At 73.5% G+C, this 22245-nt stretch carries 15 protein-coding genes; 5 read left to right on the forward strand and 10 right to left on the reverse strand.

Annotated elements, in window-relative coordinates; translation table 11 throughout:
- On the reverse strand, positions 1-3767 hold a 3767-nt coding region (locus ACFY01_RS45350), incomplete at its 3' end, for a type I polyketide synthase (protein ID WP_390741647.1).
- Between the two features lie 327 nt (positions 3768-4094).
- Here ACFY01_RS45350 and ACFY01_RS45355 point away from each other — a divergent pair.
- The 3 genes from ACFY01_RS45355 to ACFY01_RS45365 all read left to right on the forward strand — a co-directional run bounded on the left by ACFY01_RS45355 (position 4095) and on the right by ACFY01_RS45365 (position 7405).
- A complete protein-coding gene (locus tag ACFY01_RS45355; RefSeq protein WP_390741648.1) occupies positions 4095-5486 on the forward strand; it encodes an NDP-hexose 2,3-dehydratase family protein in 1392 nt (463 codons plus the stop codon).
- Positions 5483-6532 (forward strand): Gfo/Idh/MocA family protein, encoded by a 1050-nt coding sequence (locus tag ACFY01_RS45360; RefSeq protein WP_390741649.1) that lies wholly within the window; start codon positions 5483-5485, stop codon positions 6530-6532. The genes ACFY01_RS45355 and ACFY01_RS45360 overlap by 4 nt, the downstream gene beginning before the upstream one ends.
- 165 nt (positions 6533-6697) lie before the next feature.
- A complete protein-coding gene (locus tag ACFY01_RS45365; protein ID WP_390741650.1) occupies positions 6698-7405 on the forward strand; it encodes a VC0807 family protein in 708 nt (235 codons plus the stop codon).
- Positions 7406-8599: 1194 nt separating this feature from the next.
- Here the strand turns inward: ACFY01_RS45365 and ACFY01_RS45370 are convergent.
- Positions 8600-8779: a hypothetical protein gene (locus tag ACFY01_RS45370; protein ID WP_390741651.1), complete on the reverse strand. Its 180-nt coding sequence runs from the start codon at positions 8777-8779 to the stop codon at positions 8600-8602.
- Positions 8780-8944: 165 nt separating this feature from the next.
- Between ACFY01_RS45370 and ACFY01_RS45375 the strand changes: the two genes are divergently transcribed.
- Both ACFY01_RS45375 and ACFY01_RS45380 read left to right on the forward strand, forming a co-directional pair.
- Complete coding sequence (locus ACFY01_RS45375; protein WP_390741652.1) at positions 8945-9946, forward strand: hypothetical protein; 1002 nt, start codon at positions 8945-8947, stop codon at positions 9944-9946.
- Between the two features lie 128 nt (positions 9947-10074).
- Positions 10075-11091: an AfsA-related hotdog domain-containing protein gene (locus ACFY01_RS45380; RefSeq protein WP_390741653.1), complete on the forward strand. Its 1017-nt coding sequence runs from the start codon at positions 10075-10077 to the stop codon at positions 11089-11091.
- On the opposite strand, the gene ACFY01_RS45385 is transcribed toward ACFY01_RS45380, so the two are convergent.
- From ACFY01_RS45385 to ACFY01_RS45420, 8 genes are read right to left on the reverse strand one after another with little or no spacing between them, the layout of a single operon-like run.
- The gene (locus ACFY01_RS45385) at positions 11071-11931 is read right to left on the reverse strand and encodes a 4'-phosphopantetheinyl transferase family protein (protein WP_390741654.1); all 861 of its coding nucleotides are present in this window, start codon (positions 11929-11931) and stop codon (positions 11071-11073) included. The genes ACFY01_RS45380 and ACFY01_RS45385 overlap by 21 nt on opposite strands.
- Complete coding sequence (locus ACFY01_RS45390) at positions 11928-12188, reverse strand: acyl carrier protein (protein ID WP_390741655.1); 261 nt, start codon at positions 12186-12188, stop codon at positions 11928-11930. The genes ACFY01_RS45385 and ACFY01_RS45390 overlap by 4 nt, the downstream gene beginning before the upstream one ends.
- Positions 12175-14106 (reverse strand): HAD-IIIC family phosphatase, encoded by a 1932-nt coding sequence (locus tag ACFY01_RS45395; protein WP_390741656.1) that lies wholly within the window; start codon positions 14104-14106, stop codon positions 12175-12177. Before ACFY01_RS45395 ends, ACFY01_RS45390 begins: the two co-directional genes overlap by 14 nt.
- Positions 14103-15158, reverse strand: a complete 1056-nt coding sequence (locus tag ACFY01_RS45400) for a 3-oxoacyl-[acyl-carrier-protein] synthase III C-terminal domain-containing protein (RefSeq protein ID WP_390741657.1) — start codon at positions 15156-15158, stop codon at positions 14103-14105. Before ACFY01_RS45400 ends, ACFY01_RS45395 begins: the two co-directional genes overlap by 4 nt.
- A complete protein-coding gene (locus ACFY01_RS45405; protein WP_390741658.1) occupies positions 15155-18106 on the reverse strand; it encodes a type I polyketide synthase in 2952 nt (983 codons plus the stop codon). The genes ACFY01_RS45400 and ACFY01_RS45405 overlap by 4 nt, the downstream gene beginning before the upstream one ends.
- Complete coding sequence (locus ACFY01_RS45410) at positions 18103-18387, reverse strand: acyl carrier protein (RefSeq protein ID WP_390741659.1); 285 nt, start codon at positions 18385-18387, stop codon at positions 18103-18105. The genes ACFY01_RS45405 and ACFY01_RS45410 overlap by 4 nt, the downstream gene beginning before the upstream one ends.
- 38 nt (positions 18388-18425) lie before the next feature.
- Positions 18426-20201, reverse strand: coding sequence for an acyl-CoA dehydrogenase (locus tag ACFY01_RS45415; protein ID WP_390741660.1), 1776 nt, complete (start codon positions 20199-20201; stop codon positions 18426-18428).
- Between the two features lie 2 nt (positions 20202-20203).
- A complete protein-coding gene (locus ACFY01_RS45420; RefSeq protein ID WP_390741661.1) occupies positions 20204-21988 on the reverse strand; it encodes a fatty acyl-AMP ligase in 1785 nt (594 codons plus the stop codon).
- Between the last annotated feature and the right edge of the window lie 257 nt (positions 21989-22245).

A 22245-nucleotide genomic window follows, 5' to 3' on the forward strand; every position in this document is an offset into this window, starting at 1 on the left:
ACCCCCTCGCCCCAGCCCGTACCGTCCGCGTCCTCCGCGAACGGCTTGCACCGGCCGTCCGCCGCGAGCCCCCGCTGCCGGCTGAACTCCACGAACATGCCCGGACCGGCCATGACGCTGGCGCCGCCGGCGAAGGCGAGCGAGCACTCGCCGGAGCGCAGTGACCGGACGGCCATGTGCAGGGCGACGAGCGACGAGGAGCAGGCCGTGTCGACCGTCACGGCGGGGCCTTCCAGGCCCAGGGTGTAGGCGATACGGCCGGACGCCACGCTCGCCGAGGTGCCGGTGAGGACATGGCCCTCGACCGCCTCGACCGCCTCGTGCAGGCGAGGGCCGTACTCCGGGGCGGTGATGCCGATGAAGACGCCGGTTGCGGTGGACCGCAGGCGGTGCGGGTCGACGCCCGCCCGTTCGGCGGCCTCCCACGCGGTCTCCAGCAGGAGGCGCTGCTGGGGGTCCATCGCGAGGGCCTCGCGCGGCGAGATCCCGAAGAACGCCGCGTCGAACTCGGCCGCGCCGTGCAGGAAGCCGCCCTCGCGGACGTAGCTGGTGCCGCTGTGGTCGGGGTCGGGGTCGTACAGGGCGTCGAGGTCCCAGCCACGGTCCACGGGGAAACCGGAAATGACGTCCGCCTCGTCCCGGACCAGCCGCCACAGCTCCTCCGGCGACCGCACCCCACCCGGGAAACGGCAGCCCATCGACACGATGGCGACCGGCTCGTCCTCCCCGGCACCACCCCGTACACCCGCGACGCCCGCCACGGCGGTGCCGGCTTCGGTGCCGTCGCGGGTCGCGTCGAGGTGGCGGGCCAGACGGGCCGGGGACGGATACTCGTAGACGACGGTGGCGGGCAGGTGCAGGCCGGTCGCCCGGTTGAGGCGGTCGCACAGTTCGACTGCGGTGACCGAGTCGAGGCCGAGGTCCTTGAACGTGCGTGCGGGGTCGATGGCCTGGGCGTCGGCGTGGCCGAGGACGACGGCGGCGCTCTCCCGGACCAGCCGCAGGCTGTCGCCGTGGCCGGCCGCCGCGGGTGCCGTGTGCGCCGGGGCGGGCGCCGGTGGTACGGGGAGGGGGGCGGCGGGCGTGCCGGAGGCGGTGTCGATCCAGTGCCGGCGACGCTGGAAGGCGTAGGTGGGCAGGTCGACCGTGCGGGGGCGGTGGCCGGCGAAGGCCGCGGTCCAGTCGACGTCGGCGCCGCGCGTCCAGAGTTCTCCGAGCGAGGTGTAGAAGCGGGCCGGTCCGCCGTCGCCCCGGCGCAGGGTGCCGGTGACGACGGGCTCGACGTCGGTGGTGGCCGCGACGGTCTCCTTGACCGGGACGGTCAGTACGGGGTGTGGGCTGACCTCGACGAAGACGGTGTGGCCGACGGCGGCCAGGGCCCGTACGGCCGGCTCCAGGAGCACGGGCCGGCGCAGGTTGGCGTACCAGTAGGCGGCGTCGGTCGCGGCGCCGTGGAGCCAGTCGCCGGTGACCGTGGACAGGAAGGGGACTTCGGGGGTGCGGGGGACGATCGGCGCGAGGAGGCGCAGCACTTCGTCCCGGACGGCCTCGACGTGCTCGGAGTGGGAGGCGTAGTCGACGTCGATACGGCGTACGCGGAAGCCCTGGTCTTCGGCCGTCGCGGTCAGTTCGTCGAGGGCGGCGGTGTCTCCGGAGACGACGACGGAGGAGGGGCCGTTGACGGCGGCGACGGCGACGCGGTCGCCCCAGGGCGCGATGAGGTCGCGGGCCTGCGGCTCCGGCAGGGCCACGGACATCATGCCGCTCAAGCCCTTGAGCGCGCCGAGAGCCCTGCTGCGCAGGGCGATGGCCAGGGCGCCGTCCTCCAGGCTGAGCGCGCCCGCGACGCAGGCCGCGGCGATCTCGCCCTGGGAGTGTCCGACGACCGCCGCCGGCTTCACGCCGTGTGCCTGCCACAGTGCGGCCAGGGACACCATGACGGCCCACAGCACCGGCTGGACCACCTCGACCTCGGAGCGGTCCAGGGAGGGCGCGTCCTCGTCGCCGCGCAGCACGGCGGAGAGCGACCAGTCGACGTACGGTGCGAGCGCGGCCTCGCACTGGGCGATCCGCTCCGCGAAGACGGGCGCGGTGCTCATGAGCTGGGCGGCCATGCCGGCCCACTGGCTGCCCTGCCCGGGGAAGAGGAAGACGGGCCGGCTCAGGTCGCCGGACGCGGGTCCCGGGGGCACCGCGGCCGTGAGGTGCCTGAGGATCCTCGCGGAGTCGGGCCCCGCCCCGACGGCCCGGTACTCGAAGGGCGTCCGAGTGGTCAGCAGGGACCACCCGACGTCCGCGGGGTCGTTCTGGGCCGCGGGGTGCGCGGCGAGCCGCTCGATCTGGCCCCGCAGGGCTTCGGGGCTCCGCGCGGACACCAGCCAGGGCACGACGGCCCGCGCGGTGTCGGTGTCGGTGGGGGCGGCGGGCGGCGTGGGGGCGGGGGCCTGGTCGAGGATCAGGTGGGCGTTGGTGCCGCCCATGCCGAAGGACGAGACGCCCGCGCGGAGCGGGCGGCCGGCGTCCGGTGAGGTCCAGTCGGTGGTGTCCAGCTGGACGCGCAGGCCGAGACCGGCCAGGTCGATGGCGGGGTTGGGCACGGTGTGGTTGAGGCTGGGCACGAGCTGCCCGTGGGACAGGCAGAGGACCACCTTGAGCAGCCCGGCGATGCCGGCCGCGCCCTCCAGGTGGCCGATGTTCGTCTTCACCGAGCCGACGGCCAGCGGGGCCTCCCGGCCGGGGTCCGTGCCGAGGGCGGCGCCGAGCGCGGCGGCCTCCACGGGGTCGCCGACCCGGGTGCCGGTGCCGTGGAGTTCGACGTAGTCGACGCTGGCCGGGGCGACGCCCGCGCGGTCGCAGGCGCCGCGCAGGACAGCTTCCTGGGCGGCGGCGTCCGGGGTGGTGAGGGTGGCGCCCGTACCGTCGTTGTTGACGGCCCCGCCGCGGATGACGGCGTGCACGCGGTCACCGTCGGCCAGTGCCCGGGAGAGGGGCTTGAGGACGACGAGGCCGGCACCCTCGCCGCGCACGAACCCGTTGGCGCGGGCGTCGAAGGTGTGGCACAGGCCGTCCGGGCTGAGCCCGCCGAACTCGGCGACGGCCAGCGTGCTGCCGGGGGCGAGGTTGAGGTGGACGCCGCCGGCCAGGGCGAGTTCGCAGTCGCCGTTGCGCAGGCTGTCGCAGGCGAGTTGGACGGCGACGAGCGAGGAGGACTGGGCGGTGTCGACGGTGAGGCTGGGGCCGCCGGCGCCGAGGGCGTAGGAGAGGCGGTTGGCGATCAGGCCGCGGTTGAGCCCGGTGAGGGTGTGGTGGCCCACCGCGGCGGTGCCCTGCTGGTGGACGAGTCCGGCGTAGTCCGAGACGTCGGCGCCGATGAAGACGCCGGTGGCGCGGGGCAGTCGGGCCTGGGGGTACGCGGCGTTCTCCAGTGCCTCCCAGCCCAGTTCGAGGACGAGTCGCGCCTGGGGGTCCATGGCCTCGGCCTCGCGGGGTGAGATCCCGAAGAAGGCCGCGTCGAAGTCGCCGGGGGCGTCGATCCAGCCGCCGCGGTGCGGGATGCCGGTGCCCCGGCCGGTGGTGAGGGCGTCGTCCGGTACGCCGGTGCGGCGGTCCTCGGGGGTGTCGGTGATCGCGCTGCGGCCCTCGACGAGCAGGTTCCAGTAGGCGTCCGGTCCGCTCGCCCCGGGCAGCCGGCACGCAAGGCCGACCACGGCCACGGGCTCGTGGGCCGAGTCGAGGGTCCGGGCGTCCGCGGGTACCGGCTCGTTCATGGATGGCACTCCAAACACCGAGGCGAAGGGGTCGGGGCAGCCCTCACGGTTGCACGGCGTCCGGCGCGCTCAGCGCTCCTGCCAGGTGCTCTAGGGGAATTCCTAGCGGTGGCGGGCGCCTTGGGAAGTGCCGTCGGTGGGCCCTGCGACCTGCCCCATAGCGAGGCGGGGAGGGTCCGGGCAAGGCGCCAAGTCTAGGCGTATGCCCGAACTCGCCACGGCACGCTCGAGTGGCGGCAACCGACTGTCGTGAGGTGGCTCCCCGTGTGCTCCGACGGCGTCGTGCCCGCGGGTCACCGACATGCCATCGCAAGGAAGGCGGATTCCATGACCGCGACCAACCTGGTGCTGCCGTCAGGCACCTCGGGCCCTCCCATTCTGTCCCGGCTGGCGCTGTCGGCGGCGGCGGTCGAGGGCGGGGTGATGAGCAACAGGGAGCTGTTCGCCTGGCTCGCCGAACGTCAGCGGGAGCAGCAGCAGCATGTCGAGCGGGTGCCGTTCGCGGCGTTGCGTGGCTGGCGCTTCGACCAGCGGACCGGCGACCTGCGGCACGACAGCGGCCGGTTCTTCTCGGTGCGGGGGCTGGCCGTGCAGTCGGACTTCGGGCCGGTGCGGTCCTGGGCGCAGCCGATCATCCTGCAGCCGGAGATAGGCATTCTGGGCATCGCGCTGCGGGACTTCGACGGGGTGCCGCACCTTCTGATGCAGGCGAAGTCGGAGCCGGGCAACGTCAACGGCGTGCAGCTGTCCCCGACCGTGCAGGCGACCAAGAGCAACTACACGCGGGTGCACGGCGGTTCGGCGGTTCCGTACCTGGACCTCTTCCGCCGGCCCCGGCCGGGGAAGGTGGTGGCGGACGTCCTGCAGTCGGAGCAGGGGGCGTGGTTCCTGCACAAGCGCAACCGGAACATGATCGTGGAGGTCGGCCCTGAGGCCGTGGCCGGCGAGGACTTCGCGTGGCTGACGCTTGGCCAGGTCAATCTGCTGCTGCGGCACGACAACCTGGTGAACATGGACGCCCGCACGGTCCTGTCCTGTCTGCCGGACTGGCGTACCGTCGACGGGGACCTGGGCGGTGACGCGGGCTGGTCGCTGTATCCGGACCGGGAGATCCGCACGTGGATCACGCGGCGGCGTGCCGAGCACGAGGTCACCGTCACACCGACGCCGCTGGCCCAGACGCGGGGCTGGCTGCGTACGCAGCACGCGGTGACGCACTGCAACGGCCTGTACTTCGACGTCGTCGCGGTGGACGTCTCCTCGCGCGGGCGTGAGGTGCCCGCCTGGTCGCAGCCGCTGCTGGAGCAGCGGGGCACGGGTGTCGCGGCCCTCTTCGTGAAGCGGATCGACGGGATCCCGCACGCGCTGCTGCGCGCCCGTGCCGAGCCGGGCTTCCTCGACGTGGTGGAGCTGGGTCCGACGGTGCAGTGCGTGCCGGAGAACTACGAGCACCTGCCCGAGGAGGACCGGCCGCCGTATCTCTCGGAGGCGCTGGCGCGCCGCGCGGGCGCCCGCTACGACGTCGTGCTGTCCGAGGAGGGCGGTCGGTTCCGACACTCCCAGAGCCACTACATGATCATCGAGACGGAGCGTGAGTTCCCCGCCGTGTCGGACGAGTTCCGCTGGCTGACGGCCCGCCAGCTGGACGAGATGCTGCGCTACAGCCACCACTTGAACGTGCAGGCCCGGACGCTGGTCGCGGCGCTGAGGACGCTGTGAGCGGCACGGTGAACCGGCCGCTGAGGCTGGGGGCGCTGGGCACGTCGTCCATCGCCCGCCGCCGTACGCTGCCGACCGCGGTGGCCGCCCCGGAGGTGGAACTGGTCGCCGTCGCGGGGCGGTCGGCCCAGAAGGCGGCGGACTTCGCGCAGCGGTTCGGCTGCGCGGCGGAGGCGGACCACGAGTCGCTGCTGGCCCGCCCGGACGTGGAGGCGGTGTACATCTCCACGCCGACCGCGCTGCACCGCACCTGGGCGGAACGGGCCCTGCGGGCGGGCAAGCACGTGCTGGTCGAGAAACCGATCGGGGTGGCCGCCGACGAGGCGCGCGAGTTGACGGATCTGGCGCGGGAGCGGGGGCTGGTCCTGCGCGAGAACTTCATGTTCCTGCACCATCCGCAGCACGCTTTCGCCGCGGACCTGGTGGGGCGCGGGCGGTTGGGCCGGTTCAGCACGATGCAGGCCGCGTTCTGTATCCCGCCGCTGCCCGCCGACGACGTCCGCCACGTGCCCGGCCTGGGCGGCGGGGCGCTGCTGGACGTCGGCGTGTATCCGCTGCGGGCCGCCCAGTTGCTGCTGGGTACGGGGCTCAGGGTGGCCGGGGCCGTGCTGCGCACGCGGGCCGGGGACGGGCTGGACCTGTCGGGTCAGGCCCTGCTGGTCTCGCCGTCCGGTGGCCTGGTGGACGTGACGTTCGGCTTTGAGCACGCGTACGCGTCGACGTACACGCTGTGGGGCGACCGGGCACGCCTGACGGTGCCGCGGGCCTTCACTCCACCGCCGGCGCACCAGCCCGTGCTCGTGCTGGAGGAGCAGGACCACGAGGAACGGTTCACGCTTCCGGCCGCCGACCAACTGCACAACTGCCTCGCCGACTTCGCCGCCGCCGTCCGGCGGGGCGACGCGGGCGGCAGCGCGGAGGAGGCCGAGCGGCGGCGCGCCGCGGTGGCGGGCATGGAACTGGTCGACGAGGTGAACCGGCTGGCCGTGCGTGTACCGGCGGGTGACTGCCGGGAAGAACGGAACAGACACACCGCACGCACCTGACCCCGTCCCGTCGACTCGCTCGAACAGGACCGCCGCCGGATCGGCGGATCCGACACGTCCGACGCGGCCGCCGTGAAGGATGTGCAGCACCATGGCACGCGGCCGGCGCACCGCTCCGGCCCCATCGGCCGGCCCGGCTGCCGACCGCACCCCAGGAGTGTCCGCATGCCCCCCACGTCCTCCCCCGGTTCCGCCCACGACACCCCGGTCCCCCCGCCCGACGGGGAACCGGACGAGACCCCCGCTCCGGAGCGGCGCCCGGGCGCGTCCTGGGCCTTCGTCGCCACCGTGGTCTGTGACATCGTCCTGCCGGTCGGCCTCTACTACCTGCTGCGCGGCCTGGGCTTCGGCGAGATCGCCGCCCTGCTGATCAGCGGCTCCGCGCCCGCCCTGCACACGCTGTACTCGGTCGTCCGCCACCGCAGGGTCGACGCGATCGGCGTCTTCACCATCACGCTGCTCGTGGTGAGCGCCCTCGCCTCGGTGCTGACCGCCGGCCCCCGCATCATCCTCGCGCGCAACAGCCTGTTCACGGCACTGGCGGGGGTGTGGCTGCTGGTCACCCTCTGCACCGCCCGGCCCTTCACCTACCAGGCCCTCAAGGGGCTGCTGCCCGGCCGGACGGAGCGGCTGGAGAGCCTGTGGAACGGGGACTCCGGATTCCGCCGGATCTGGCGCGTGCTGACCGTCGTGTGGGGTGTGGGGCTCCTCGTGGACGCCCTGGTGCGCCTGGTGATGGCCTACACCCTCCCGGTCGACTCCGTGCCCGCGCTCGACGCCGCCCTGTACGCGGTCACGTGGATCGGGCTCCAGGTCGTCACGCAGATCTCGCTGTACCGCTCGGGCACCTTCCGCAAGATCTTCCCCCGCTGACCTCCGCGGGAGGGTGGGTGAAGGTGTCGCGGAGGTGTCGGTGAGACACCGGAGCCTCAGGCGAACCGCTCAGTATAAGTCTGATTAACACAAGCACATCTGTGGAGAAGATGTGCGGACATGGGCTCCCGGAGCGGCCCGCCAGTCGCATGCCGGCACACGCGCTTCAACACCCCTGTGAAAAGGCTTGGTTGGACCTTTCAGGCGAAGTGTCGTGATCGACTCGAGGATCGCTCAAGGCTTGCTCAAAGCTTGCTCGAAAGCAAGCTGAATACTGGGCCCCGAAGTCGAAACCTGACCGCTTTACTCGCTTCGTGTCGCTGCTTTGCCTATTCGGGTGCTTCGCCACCTCTCAGGGCATTCCCGGCCGGGCCACCCGCGCACCCCGCCCCACCTGGGCTTCCTGCCGTTCACACCTCGCCAGCACCGACGGCTGGAACGCGCCTGACAGTGCGCCGGGCGCGGACGGAGGCGATCCGCAGCGGCGGACGAGCTCCGCAACGGGGCGGTCGCCCGGTCCGCACGCCCGGCCCGCACACCTGGCGCGCCGGACGGGGCGGGGCGGGACCCCGGCGCGGGGCGCGGCGCGCCGCGCCCGTTCACGCTCGGCCGGCCCGGCCCTACCTGGAATCCGGGAATCCGGTCACTTCCATCCACACCTTCCGTTTCCCCGACCGCGCGGAATTCGACCGGCCGACCGCGTACGATTCTGCGGCCAGCACGGGGGAATTATCGAAATCAATCGGGCGGGCCTGCGCGGCGGATATTTTCGGCACCCACGGACGAGCACGAGAAGGAATAGAGTCGGTAATCCGGAAGGGACTCACAGACAAAGAAGCGGCGATCCGGCGAACCCCGCCGGGAAATCAGCGGAAAACACGAGGCGTGTATCACTCGAAAAAACGAGGAGTTAAATCCCGCGCACACGTATTTTTCTCTTCTCTCCGCACCGGCGCCGGAGCGGCCGGGCACTCCGCGGCCGCCTCCCGGGTGAACGGCAGGCGTACGGGGCTCGCGGGCGACAGACGGCCCGCAACCCGGACACATCCCCCACCTGCTCGCGGTCCCAAAGGGCCGTCCCGGGACGTAACGCCTGAACAGCAGGACGGCCCGCCACTCCCCCGGGCGGGCCGTCCTGCTGTTCAGGTCTCGCTGTGCAACAAGTCCATACGGTCAAAACAGACTATTCGGGCATCAGCCCCACTGGTCGTCCTCCGGGACGGCCGTCGTCGCGGCATGCACCGCCAGGTGTGTCCCCGTCACGGCCGGGCCATCCGCAATGGCGGGCGCCGTATTGACGGCCCCGAGCGTCGCCATGATTCCGGCCGCAGCCAGAAGTCCTGCCGTCGTGATTCGCGCCACAAGCGTGCTCATGTCTACCCCCTAGTTGACAGTTGGCCTGCTGCAGCAACACTCCCGCACGCAGGTTATCCACCCAACCCATTCCCGGTGTCGTAAAGTTGCCTGACAAGAAGTTCCGTCGTCCGGGAGTGTGAGCCTCCAATGACTGAAAGCTCTCTCCCGACAGGTGCTTTCGCCATGCTCGATGATGACGAGGCGAAGGCCTACCGCAATGCAGTGCTGCTGGGCCGCTTTGTCCGTGAGGAGATGGCGACCGCCCTGGGTGTCTCCCTCGAAAAGGCCGCGCGAGTCGAGCAGCGCCTGACGGCGCTCAGTCTGCTGCGCCCCATGCCCGGCGAGCCCGAGCTGCTGGTGCCGGTGAGCCCCGACACCGCGGTGGCCGACCTCGTGGGGCCGGCCGAGGGCCGCATCCGGGACCTCCAGCGGGAGGTGAGCGAAATCCGCAACCAGATGGGCGCGCTGCGCGCGACGTACTTCCAGAGCCGCCAGCAGCGCAACCAGGCCGAGGCCTTCGACGTGATCAGTGACATCGACGCCCTCCAGTCCGTGCTGGACGAGCAGGGCGAGCGCTGCCGCACCGAGATGCTCACCGCCCAGCCCGGTGGTGCCCGCCCCTCCAACCTGCTGTCCAACGCCCGGCCCAGGACGCTGGAGCGGCTCAAGCGCGGGGTGCGGATACGTCACCTCTACCAACACACCGCGCGCACCGACCTCGCCACCGCCTCCTACGTGCAGGCGGTGACCGCGCACGGCGCGGAGGTGCGCACCACCGACCAGCTGATCGACCGGATCGTCATCTACGACCGGGAGGTGGCCTTCCTTCCCGAGCAGCACGTGGACGGCCGGGCCCCGGGCGCGGTGATGGTGCGCGAACCCACCCTGGTGGCCTTCATCTGCCGGGTCTACGAGCATCTGTGGGCCGGGGCCACGCAGTTCGTCCCCGGTGCCGAGGACAGCGCCGAGATCACCGACGACCTGAAGCGGTCGATCATCAGGCTCATGGCGCAGGGCTACAAGGACGAACTCGTGGCCCGCCGGCTGGGCATGTCGGTGCGCACCTGCCGCCGGTACATCTCCCAGATCATGATGAGCGTCGACGCCACCAGCCGCTTCCAGGCCGGCGTGCACATCGCGCTGACCCGCCTGTCCGACCTGTCCGGCCTGACCGACCCTCCGTAGCCGGACCCGGTACTGCATGCCAGGCCACAACCTGTCACCGGGCGGGCGTCGCCCTCCCGCACCGGTGCGGGGCAGTCTGTAACGGACCGGTACCACAGGACCAGCACACCGCCGAGGAGGGTGAGCCGTTGGAGACTTCCCGGCGCGCGCCGGCGGGGCACGTACCCGGCAGCCGCCATCTGGTGCACCGGCCGAGGTACTTCGGCCCGCAGCAGGCGGACGGCCCCGACGACCGGACGCAGGAGTTCGTGCTCACCGGTGAACTGCCCACCGGCCACCCGCTGTACAACGACGGCCATGACCGCTTCCACGACCTCCTGGCGGCCATGGCGATGGTCCGCCAGGTCGGCGGGGGCATCGGCCAGGCCCACTTCGGCGTCGCGGCCGACCGGACCCCGATCTTCTACCGGTTCGGCCTGGAGACCCACGACGTCGGCGCCTGGCGCCGGCACGCCGGCCCCGGCACGCTGACGGTGACCATGCGGGTGCGGCCCGACAAGGTGATCGCCGGCGTCCCGCGGGCCCTGGAGTTCGACACCCGCCTGGAAATCGACGGCGTCGCGGCGGGCAGCGGTTCGGCGAGCCTGCTCCTCCTCGCCCCGATGGCGCACCACAACCACCGTGAGCACTCCCGGCACGCCGCCCTGGCGGCGGCCGCGCGAAGCCCTCGACACCCCCAGCACCCCGAAGACGCCGGACAGGACGACGCCGTGCACGACGGACCAGGGCCCGCGCCGACGGAAGTAGGGCGAGCCAGCCCGGCCAACGTCCTGCTGCGCACGCCGGTGACCGTCGACGGACACCGGCTGTCCGCCACGGTCCTCGCCCCCAGCGGCTGGCCGTCCACGCTCGTCCAGGGCGACGCGGCGTCCTCGTCCGTCCTGCTGCTCGAGGTGGTCCGGCAGACGGCATTGCTGGCCGCCCAGCGGCTGCACGGCCTCGACCCGCGGCACTGCGCGCCCGTGGCGCTGCACGCGCACTTCCGGGGCCACGCCGAGCCCGATCTGCCGCTGCGCTGCGTCGCGTTGGCGCAGCCGGTCCGTCAGGACGCGCTGGGGCGGACACTGGTCTCGCTGACACTCGCCCTGTCACAGGCCGGGCGTGCGGTGACGGAGGCGACGGTGTCAGTCGTCGAGGATCTGTGACCACGCCCCCCGCTCGGTGTCCAGCGCGTCCTGGATGGCCGCGACGGCCTCGCCGTCCAGCATCGTGGTGATCTGCGTGTCCAGGGTGCGGCCCAGACCGGCGTCGTACACCGCGACGCTCACCACGAACGCGGTGCCGGCGCTGTCCAGGACGAGGGTGCGCAGCGTCCACTCGTCGCCCGCCCCGGCCGTCCCGTCGGGCCGGTTCAGCTGCACGGGCCGGCTCCCGGGGCCGAAGCCGAACTCGTTGAAGCGGAACTGCATGCCCTGACCGATCGCCTTGCTGTACGCCTCCTTCAGCGTCCACAGCCGCACCAGGCTGGGATTGCGTTCGGGCTCCGGCAGCCGAGCCAGCATCCGCCGCTCGTGCGGTGTGCAGATCAGCCTGGCCAGGCCCCGGGCGTAGATGCTGCGGTCCGCGCGTTCGGCGTCCACGCCGATCAGGCCCCGGCTGGTCAGACCGACCAGCAGCAGGTCGTCCGTGTGGCTGAGGCTGATGTCGATCTGGTCGCAGCCGCGCAGATACGGCCGTCCGGTCGGCCCGTAGGCCAGTTCCATGTCGATCGCCTCGGCCCGCAGCGCGGCCGCGGCCGCGTGCTTCAGCAGTCGGCGCGAGGCAGCGTACCGCTCCCGGGTGTCCGGGTGCCCGATGTCGCGGTAACGCGACCAGTCGCGGCCCAGCACCGCCCGTAGCTCCGGGCCGTCCGGGGCCCGCGGGCGCCAGTCGGCGAGCCGGCCGTGGACCACTGCCGTGCCGTAGCGCCGCAGGTCCTCGCGGACCGCCGCCCAGTCGGTGTGTTCCGCGGTCACCCCGATCGGGTCCCCGCCTGCCGCGTTCATCGGGTGTCCGTCCCGTCGCCAGTGACCAGTGAGTGGATCTCGCGCATGCTGCGCGCCCGGAGCACGCGGCCGACCGGGACGCTGCGGCCGGTCTCGCGTTCCAGGAGCATCACCAGGCGGAGCAGGTGCACCGAGTCCCAGTCCGGCAGCAGGTCGAAGTCCGCCGCGGCCTGTTCCTCGGTCAGGTCCAGGCCGAGGCCGTCGCGGACCACGTCGAGGAAACCGGCGAGGCCGGCCGTGCCGTCATGACCGCTCATCGGCCGCTCCTTGGAAGTCGGCCTGCACGGTCAGGTGACCGGGCATGACGGGGATGTCCTTCAGGTCGTGCCGGAAGAGCGTCTCCGTACGTGTGTCCGGACCGTCCCCCGTGTCCGGGCCGTCCCCGGCGTCCGGTACGAAGCCGAGCGAGGGGTAGAAGCCGCGCGATCGCCCGTTGCGGCGCGTGGCGCGGTAGCGGGCCCGGACGGCGGGCAGGCCGCGCTCCCGGGCGTGGGAGAGCACCGCGGTCAGGCAGCCGTGCTCGATGCCGCGGGCCAGCACCCGGCAGCTGAGCAGCATGTTGTCGATGTACAGGCCGTCGGGGCCGGTCCGGGTGAAGACCGCGCCCACCAGCCCGCTGTCGCCGTACCGGTCGCGCACCCGCACCGCCAGCGGACGCCGGTCCGGCCCCGCGATCCGCTCCGCCGGAACGCGCTCGCCGGTGAGGTTGAACTGGTTGGCGCGCAGGGAGAGCTGGGACATACGGGGCAGTTCGTGGGGGCGGGGCGGGGAGATCCGGACGACGATGTCCAGCTCGCGCAGGTACTCCTCGTGCGAGCCGGTCGTACCACGCAGCCGGGCGCGGGCAGCGGCCGCCCGGTACTGCCCCGGGCGGGCCCGGTCCTCGTCGGTCACGTCCGGGGTGTCGAACCAGCCGTCGGCCAGCAGCCGGGTGACGTGCCAGGCCGGCTCGGAGCCCAGCGGGACGACGGCGACCTCCGGCATGCTGTGGCGGATCAGGGCTCGCTCGGCGGCGCTGTCGTCGGCGAACACCAGGGCGTCGGTGGCGATGCCCAGTTCCTCGGCGATGGCCCGCAGGGCGGTGTCCTTGGGGTCCCAGCCCGCCCGTACGCTGACGAAGTCGGCCGTGCGCAGGGTCATGTCGGGGTGGTGGTCCAGCACGTCCCGGACCGGGCCGGGGTCGTTCTTGCTGCTGACGGCGAGCAGCACGCCCTGTGCCGCCAGCTGCCGGGCCAGCCGCTGGACGGCGGCGTACGGCTCGCCCCGCAGGGTGGGCCCGCAGTCGATGCCGTCGGGCCCGTCCTCCTCCAGCACCCCGTCCCACAGGGTGTTGTCGAGGTCGAGCACGAGGCACTTGCGGGTCATGCCGCGCCGGGCGCGCAGCGCGTGCACGGCTTCGCGGGCCAGCGCGGCGCAGACGGCCGTGCTGAAGGCGCTGCGGGTGTAGCGGGCCAGCCGGGCGTCGGTGGCCGGTCCGGTCCCGGCGACCAGCGGATCGAGGTCGACGACGGTCACGGCGGGGTGTACGGCGGTGAGCCGCAGCAGCCGGGCGTTGAACTCCCGCCACACCGCACCGAGCAGGGCGCGTCGGCGCTGATCGATGATCTGGTGGGTGGCCTCGCGGGGCAGCGGCAGGGTGTTGAGCGCCAGGACCCCGGTGCCGTGCTCGTCGTGGGCGGCGGCGACGGCCTCCAGGCGTGCCAGAAGCCGGGCCAGGGCCTGTTCGGCGTCGCCGACCGTCCACGGCGGGGAGAGCTCGTCCAGGACGGCGTCGGCTCCGAGCGCGCACAGCGTCAGCTCCGGCTCGCAGTGGCGCAACTCGCTCCGCTCTTCGGTGAGATCGCGCAGGTAGGCCCCGTGGTCACCGGTGACGAGGCGGGCCAGCAGGCCGTGCCGGGCGAGCTCCGCCACCAGCGGGTCGGTGAGCTGGACGGTGGCGGAGTGCCCGGTGACGGCCACGGTCACCGTGGGCGTGCCGGGATGGCGCGCGAGCACCTCGTCGGGGTTGATCCGTGCCAACAGGCTTCCGCAGGACGTCAGTTCCTCGGCGATCTGCTCCTCACCGCGGTCCGCCGCGTCCGTGACGCGGGCCAGCAGCGGGCCCACCTCCGGGTAGGCGTCGGCCAGCCGGCCGGTGCGGTGCAGGGCGCGCAGTTCCTCCAGGGGTGTGGTCACCGGGCCTGCCCTCCTTCGCCGGTGGGCCGTTCCAGCGCCAGTCCCGCCTTGATCCACTTGCTGGACTCGACCACCACGGACAGGGCGCGCTCCCCCGGCGCCAGCCGGGCGAGGAGGCGGTGGAGCTGGAGCAGGGGCAGCGCGTTGCCGGTGTTGCCGGTGTCGCGTACGCAGGACACCTCGCGGCAGCCGGGCGGCAGGCCGAGGCCCGCGACGATGCGGTCGGTCATGTGCCCCGACAGCTGGGGCGGCAGGACGAAGTCGACCTGCCGCTCGGTCCAGCCTGCCGTGCTGAGCAGTTCCCACACGATCTCGCCGGCGAGGGCGGGCACGTCCTCCTCGATGGTCTTGTAGTCCTCGAAGAGCATCTGCCGGTCCGGTTCGGGTTCGGCGAGCCCGCGCCAGCCCACGATCTGTCCCGGCGGGCGCCCCAGCCCGGCGAAACGGTGCAGCAGGCCGCGGACGGCGACGGCCCGGGCGTCGTGCGGCTCGGCGGTGACCACCGCGGCCGCGGCCCCGTCGCCGAACAGGACGTAGTTGACCAGTTCCTGGGTGGCCAGATCCGAGGCGTCCTGCCCGGCCCGGAGGAACCGGGCGGTGACGTCGCCGCCGACGACGAGGCCGGCCTGGTGTCCGCCGGCCAGCAGGGCGCGGGCCAGGTCGAGGGCCTGGACGGCGCCCGAGCAGCCGGCCTGGACCTGGTAGACGGGCAGGTGGTTGAGGCCCAGCCGGTCCGCGGTCTCACCGGCGGTGGTGGGCAGCAGGGTGTCGGGCGTCGCGGTGGACAGCACCAGGAAGTCCAGGTCCGCGGCGGCCAGCCCCGCGGCGGCCAGCGCCCGGGCCGCCGATTCGGCACACAGGTCGGCGAGGGTGTGGGTGATCTTCCCGGTCGCCGGATCCCAGCCGAAGTGGCGGGTGCGGGTGCCCACGAAGAGGTCGATCCAGTCCCCGCTGATCCCGAAGAAACCGCTCAGTGCCTCGTTGTCGACGGGCTCGCCGGGCAGCGCGCTGCCCGTGCCGGCGAGGTGCATGAGTGCGTCGCGTGCCGTCATGTCGTGACCCCCGTGCTGGTGAGCTCGCGGACGAAGGCGGCGAGCGTGCCCACGGACCGCAGCGCGGGCAGCAGTTGCTGCACGGTGACGCACGCGGTCGGCGGCAGCTGCTGTTCGATCCGGTTCTTCAACTGCATGATCATCACCGAGTCGAACCCGAGGTCCTCGTAGAAGCGGGCCTCGGCGTCGACCTTGTCGCGCGGGTAGTCGCCGACCTCCACGACCGCCTCGATCACCGCGGACAGCGCGGGGTCGGGGCGGCCGGCCCGCGGGGCGCCGTCGCCGCCGGGCCGGTGCGGGCGCGCGGCGGAGGCGGTGGCCGTCTCCTGCGGGACCGCGTGCGGGGCCGCGGGGCCGGCGGACGACTGGGCCGGGGCGGCCGGCCGGAAGCGGCGCGCGCCGGAGAAGACGTACGGGGTGAGGCGTTCGGTGCGCCGGTGCGCCGGCTCGTACAGGGCGTCCCAGAGCGGTTCGAGACCGCCCAGGTAGAGCCCGGCGACCGCCTCCGCCAACTCCGTGACGCCGGCGGCCCGGCCGGGCGCCGGGTGCAGCAGCCGTGCGCCCGCCGGCAGGCCGGCCCGCTCGGCCAGGCCCAGCAGACGGCCGTCCGGGCCGAGTTCGACCAGGCAGGTCGGGGCGGTCTCGGTCATCAGCGCGGACAGGGCGTCGGCGAACCGTACCGGCCGCACCGCCAGGTCGGCCCAGTACGCGGCGTCCGGGACCTCGTCACCGAGCATCCGGCCGTACCTCGCGGAGGCCAGGGCGAGGCCGGCCGGGACGGCCGTCAGCGGGCCCGCCAGGTCGGCGACCCGGGCCGCGACGGCGGCGTCCGCCGAGCCCTGCCCGGCGTGGCGGACCTGGAGCCGCCGGGTGTCCAGTCCGCGTGCGGCGAGCGTGTCGGCGGCGCGTTCCAGTACGTCCGCGCGGCCCGACAGCACGGTGTCGCGCGGGCCGTCCACCGCGGCCAGGTACAGCCCGGGGTGGTCGGCGAGCACGTCGGTGAGCTCCTCGTGCGCGGCGCGCACGGCCAGCATGCCTCCCTCCGGCAGGGCGTCCGCCGTGACGGCGTGGGCGGCCACCAGGCGGGCGGCGTCCGGCAGGGCGAGCACGCCCGCGGCGACGGCGGCGGCGAGTTCGCCCGTGCCGTGACCGAGGACGGCGTCGGGCACCACACCGAGTTCGGCCAGGGTCCCGGTGAGGGCGTGGGCGACCGCGAACAGGGCGGGCTGCGCCCACCGGGTGCGGTGCACGGCGGGGTCTGCGGCGAGCACCAGGTCCCGTACGGAACCGCCGGTGTGCGTGCGCAGCGCGTCGTCGGCCTCGTCCAGGTGCCGCCGGTAGACGGCGGAGCTCCGGTAGAGCTCGGCCGTCATGCCCGGCTCCTGGGCACCCTGCCCGGGGTAGAGGAACGCGACGGTCGGGGGGTGCAGGGCGCGGTCGGTGCGGCGGGCCCAGGTCTGCTCGTCCCCGGTGGCGGCGCGCAGGGCGCCGACGAGTTCGGCCGTGTCGCGCGCGGTGAACGCGGCCCGGTAGGGCAGGCCGGTCTTGACCTGGTTACTGGTCCAGCACACCGGGGCGGAGTCGCCGCGCGGCCGCCGGGCCAGCGCATCGGCCTGGGCGGCCAGGTTGCGGCGCAGGGCCTCGGGCGTGTCGGCGGACAGGGTGAACACCCCGGCGCCGGCCGGGCCGGACGCGGCGGTGACCGGGATCCGGGGCGCGGAGGCCAGCACGGCGTGGGCGTTGGTGCCGCCCATGCCGAAGCTGCTGACCCCGGCGACCACCTCGCCGGCCGGCAGCCGCAGGGGGGCCTTGAGCAGGGACAGTCCGCGTTCGGCGAGCCGGAGTTGGGGGTTCTCGCGGCCGGCGAAGCGGCTGGCGGGCACGAGGCGGTGGTGCAGGGCGAGCGCCGTCTTGATCAGGCCGGCGATGCCCGCGGCCCCCTCGGTGTGGCCGATGTTGCCCTTGACCGAGCCGATCGCGCAGGGCTCGTCGCGGGGCACCGCGTGCACCTCGCCGAGGGCCGCGCACTCGATGATGTCGCCGAGCGCGGTGCCGGTGCCGTGCGCCTCGATGAAACGGACCTGGTCCGCGGTGACGCCCGCCCTGCGGTACGCGGCGGCCACCACCGCCTGCTGGGACCAGCGGCTGGGGGCGGTGACCCCGTTGCTGCGGCCGTCCTGGTTGACGGCGGTGCCGCGGATGACGGCGTAGATCCGCTGACCGTCGGCGAGCGCGTCCTCGAGCCGGCGCAGCACCACCACGCCGACGCCGTCGCTGCGGCCGATCCCGTCCCGGTCCACGCTGAACGGCTTGCACCGGCCGTCCGGGGCCTTCAGTCCCATCTGCTCGTAGACCATGCCGAGCGCCGGGGTGAGCACGATGTTGACGCCGGCCGCCAGCACGGTCGAACACTCACCGGCCAGCAACGAGTTGACGGCGAGGTGCACGGCGACCAGCGAGGAGGAGCAGGCGGTGTCCACCGCGAGACTGGGACCCTTGAGGTCGAGGTGGTAGGAGATCCGGTTGGCGGTCATGCCGGCGCTGCTGCCGGCGCCGAGCTGTGGGGTGACGCGCGCGTAGTCGCCCATGTGGAGCTGGGCCCACTCGCCGCCCATGACGCCGACGAAGACACCGGTGTCGCTGCCGGCCAGTGCGGACGGGGCCCGGCCGGAGTCCTCCAGGGCCCGCCAGGCGCACTGCAGCAGCAGCCGTTGCTGCGGGTCCATGGCGGCGGCCTCGCGGGCCGCGATGGTGAAGAAGTCGTTGTCGAAGGCGGTGACGGCGTCGACGAAGCCGCCCCGGACGGTGTCGTCGAAGCCCGGGCCGGCGCGGTCCGGGGGCAGCGGCCCGATCGCGTCGCCCCCGCGCATCAGCAGGTCCCAGTAGGCCTCGACACCGTGGGCGGCGGGGAAGACGCAGTCCAGCCCGACCACGGCGACGGCGTTCACCGCCGCACCCGGTGGTCGGGGTCGGCGCCGCGCGCCGCCAGATGGGCGACCAGCTGGGCCACCGTCGGATGGTCCCAGACGAGCGAGGGTTCGACGAGGATGCCGAAGTCGTCCTCGATGTCACCGCACAGGCTGAGCGCCCCCACCGAGTCCATGCCGTACTCGGCCAGGGGCACCGTCGCGTCGATGCTCTCGGGCACCCGGTCCAGGTAGACCGCGAGGTGCGTGGTCAGCCACTGGTGGAGCGGGGCCTCGGTGTGCCACGGCGGGTAGGGAGTCATCCCTGGGGGCTCCTTGTCCTGATGCTGCGGGCCCGCGCTCAGCCCGGGATCGGTGTGTTGTACAGGTCGAAGCTGCGCCGGTCCCCGTAGCGGGCCAGGACTTCCCGGTGGACCCGTGCGGTGCACTCGGCGGGCAGTTCGGCGGCGGGGGCCCCGAGTCGCTGGGCGATGCGGTGCAGGGCGGCGGCGGCCCAGGCCGGGTCGGCCAGGAAGGGGTCGGCGCCGCCCCGGTTGTGGTACCAGACGCCCAGGACGCAGGCCGCGGCGAGCACCAGCACGTACCGGTCGGTCAGGGCGAACCAGGCCGGGCCCACCGGATGAGCGGCGTCCGGTGCCGGCAGGGCGAGCACCCGGCTGCGCAGTTCGTGCAGTTCGGCGGTCATCTGCCCGGCCAGGGTGCGCAGCGTACGCTCGGCGGGGGTGGCGCCGGGCAGGGACGCGGCGGTCGCCAGGAGGGTGGCGCTGACGCTGTCGCGGCCGCAGGCCAGGTCGAGCGCGCCGTAGTCGAACGGCGGCAGGGGGGCGCCCGGCCGGAACAGCTCGGGGGGCGCCTCGACGCCGGTGAACCAGGAGTCCTCGGCGAGGGACCTGAGCTGCGGGATGATCGTCGCCTGGCAGGCGACCGTGCCGGCGTGGCCGAGACTGACCACCGGTACGTCGCGGATGTGTTTCTGGAAGATGCCGACGGTGCCGTCACGGGTGTAGATCTGCGAGCCGAGCACCGTCGCCAGGTCGTACATGGTGTCGCTGAGCACCCGGGGCAGCAGCAGCTTGACCGCCGCGGAGTAGACGCTGGTCTCGGCCGGCAGCAGGTGCAGCGCCCGGGTGGCCACCACGGCCAGGCAGTCGTACAGCAGCAGGTTGACGAAGGCGCCGGCGAGGGTGCCCGCCGTGTGCTGCGGGTCGGCGGGGTCGAGGCCGGTGCGGCCGGGGCCCTGGGTGCGGTCCACCAGGACGGCGGTGCGCAGGCCGGTGTCCACCGCCGCGGACACCAGGGAGGCCATCAGCGTACGGCTGACCTGGAAGGAGCGCAGCGCGGTCGGCACGCCGCCGCCCAGCGGGCCGAGCAGGGTGCTGTGCGGGACGGGACAGGCGTCGAGCTCCACTCCGGCGAAGAAGCAGCCCCGCAGGCCGAGCGCGGCGGGTCGGCGGATGACCCGGTAGCGGTCGGTGGGCAGGGTGTGCGGGTCGAGCAGGAGCACCGAGTGGCGGCCGGTGGTGCCCGGCTGCGGCTCGGTGCGGCAGAACAGCACCAGGGCGTCGGCGCGGTGCAGGTTGTTGATGACCGGTTTGGCTCCGGTGACCTCCAGGCCGCCGGCCCCGACCCGGGCCCGTACCCCGCTGCGCACGAAGTCGTTGGTGTGCGCGGTCTCGTGCTGGGCGATGGCCGCCTTGGAGCCCGACAGCAGCAGTCCGGCCAGCCAGTCCCGCTGCTCCGCGCTGCCCTGCATCCACACGTCGGACGCGGCCATGAAGGTGGTCATGCCGTAGCCGGCCCCGAGGGCGACATCACGGCGGAAGACCGGGCGCATCACCCGCAGCAGGTTCTCCGCGGAGTCGAACCGCCCGCCCAGTTCGGCCGGTACGAACTCGCGGCTCATGCCGAAGTCGTCGAGGAGCCCCTCGGCCTCGGCGGAGAGCGCGGCCCGCCGGTCGGCGTGCAGCAGCGCCCGGTGGCCGACCGGGTTGGCCGGGTCGGTGGGGTCGCCCAGCAGTGCCTCCAGCCGCGCGACGCGGGCCGGGGCGCCGCTGTGCGGCGGTGCGCCGGGCGAGGAGGGCTCGATCAGCAGCGCGGACGGCGCCACGGCGCTCACCACTAGCTGCTCCGGACCATGTCGTGGGCCGGCCCGTCGCTGGGCGCCGCGGCGGGCGTGACCAGGGCGCGCACGGCCGGGTCGAGGACCTCGTGCAGCGCCGGGACCTCTCCCTGGAGGAACAGGGTGCGCATCAGGGTGCGCTGGATCTTGCCGCTGGTGGTGCGGCGCAGGGTGCCGGGGCGTACGAGGACGACGTTGCCGGCGGGCACGTCGAAGTCCTTTCCGACGAGTGTCTGGATACCGCGGGCCAGCCTGCGCAGGCGCGCGGTGTCCGTGCGGGCGAGCCGCGCCTCCTGGATCACGACGAGTTGCTCGCGGTCCGCGCCGACGCTGAACACCGCGCCGTGGCCGGCGGCGAGCGCGGGGTCGGTCTCCCGGATCGCCCACTCGACGTCCTGGGGGTAGATGTTGCGCCCGTTGAGGATGATGACCTCCTTCAGGCGTCCGGTGATGTACAGCTCGCCGTCGACCACGACGCCGAGGTCGCCGGTGCGCAGGAACACGCCGGGCGTGTCCTCGAGCGTGGCGTGGAAGGTGTCGGCGGAGTCCAGCGGCCGGCGCCAGTAGCCGCTCGCGACGCTGTCGCCGCGCAGCCATATCTCCCCGACGCGTCCGGGTGGCAGTTCGACGCCGGCCGGCGGGTCGACGACGCGCAGGTCGAAGTCGTGCACCTGTCCGGAGCCGACGAGGGTGCGGGCGGGCGCGTCCACGGCCGGGGCGCGCACCTCGTCGCGTTCCAGGGCGGCGGCGTCCACGGTCAGCCGGCGGGCGGGGACGCCGGGTTCGCCGCCGGAGACCGCCAGGGTCGCCTCGGCCAGTCCGTAGCCGGGGTAGAGGGCCGAGGAGCGCAGGCCGGCCGGGGCGAAGCGGCGGGCGAAGGCGTCCAGGGTCCGCGCCCGTACCGGTTCGGCGCCGCACAGGGCCACGCGCCAGCTGGACAGGTCGAGTTCGGCCAGGTGGGCGTCGGTGACGCGGCGGGTGCACAGGTCGTAGCAGAAGTTCGGGCCGCCGCTCACCGTCAGGCCGTACTCGCCGATCGACCGCAGCCAGCTGACGGGTCGTTTGATGAAGGAGACCGGTGCCAGCTGGACGCTGTGGGTGCCCAGCCAGAGCGGGTGCAGGATGTGGGCGATGAGGCCCATGTCGTGGTAGTGGGGCAGCCAGTTGCCGAAGCGGTCCTCGGCGGTGGTGCCCAGCAGGCGCTGCAGCGCCTCCTGGTTGGCCAGCAGGTTGCGGTGGGTGACCATCACGCCGCGCGGCTCGCTGGTCGAACCGGAGGTGTACTGGAGGAAGGCGAGGTCGTCGGGGCCGGTCCGCGGGGGGCGCCAGGCGTCGGCGGCGGCGCTGTCGTTGAGGTCGGTGGCCAGACAAACCGTTTCTCCGCGGCCGGTCACGGCCAGCCACAGCGAGGTGTCCGCCGCGTGCTCGGTGTCGGTCAGCACCAGCGTGGCCGCGGTGTCCCTGAGGATGCCGGACACCCGCTGGAGGCGCTCGCCCCGGTCCCCGGGCAGTGGCGCGGGCACAGCGATCGCGCCGGCGTACAGGCATCCGACGAACGCGACGAGGAACTCGGGGCCGGGCGGGTACAGCAGCAGCGCGGGCCGGCCCTCGGCACCGTGTTCCCGCAGCCGTACCGCGAGGCCACGGGCCCGGCGGTCGAGGGCGGCGTAGGTGAGGTGCTCGGAGACTCCGAAATCCCGCAGGAACACCTGGGCGTCCGCGTCGCCGAGTGCGGCGGCCCTTTCCCGTATCAGCTGGGTGAAGGTGGTGAATGCAGCGGTCAACGTCAGCCCCCTCGTGGCGCATGCGAAGCGGGGCACAGGACGTCCCCCTGCCGCCGAAACACGCCCATCGTGAGATCACGGGCTAAAGCGCCGCTTGCGATGCAAGCCCGATTCGCAGAAGTCAGGGGTACGCCTGTCCGATTCTGGGGGGGCCTCGACGCCTACTTTAGGGCGGCACGGTCACTCGTCGGAGGCCGGCGATCCGACAGGGGGACGCGCGAGCGATCCGAGTGACGCGCGACTCCGGCGCGCAGGCC

Source organism: Streptomyces sp. NPDC001480 (genome assembly GCF_042894725.1).
In the GTDB taxonomy this organism is placed as follows: domain Bacteria; phylum Actinomycetota; class Actinomycetes; order Streptomycetales; family Streptomycetaceae; genus Streptomyces.

What these genes read in the sequence shown, in the direction of transcription:
- ACFY01_RS45355 (WP_390741648.1), top strand. Translation starts at nt 4,095, where the DNA reads ATGACCGCGACCAACCTGGTGCTGCCGTCAGGCACCTCGGGCCCTCCC.
- ACFY01_RS45365 (WP_390741650.1), top strand. Translation starts at nt 6,698, where the DNA reads ATGCCCCCCACGTCCTCCCCCGGTTCCGCCCACGACACCCCGGTCCCC.
- ACFY01_RS45370 (WP_390741651.1), bottom strand. Translation starts at nt 8,779, where the DNA reads ATGAGCACGCTTGTGGCGCGAATCACGACGGCAGGACTTCTGGCTGCG.
- ACFY01_RS45375 (WP_390741652.1), top strand. Translation starts at nt 8,945, where the DNA reads ATGCTCGATGATGACGAGGCGAAGGCCTACCGCAATGCAGTGCTGCTG.
- ACFY01_RS45385 (WP_390741654.1), bottom strand. Translation starts at nt 11,931, where the DNA reads ATGAACGCGGCAGGCGGGGACCCGATCGGGGTGACCGCGGAACACACC.
- ACFY01_RS45390 (WP_390741655.1), bottom strand. Translation starts at nt 12,188, where the DNA reads ATGAGCGGTCATGACGGCACGGCCGGCCTCGCCGGTTTCCTCGACGTG.
- ACFY01_RS45400 (WP_390741657.1), bottom strand. Translation starts at nt 15,158, where the DNA reads ATGACGGCACGCGACGCACTCATGCACCTCGCCGGCACGGGCAGCGCG.
- ACFY01_RS45410 (WP_390741659.1), bottom strand. Translation starts at nt 18,387, where the DNA reads ATGACTCCCTACCCGCCGTGGCACACCGAGGCCCCGCTCCACCAGTGG.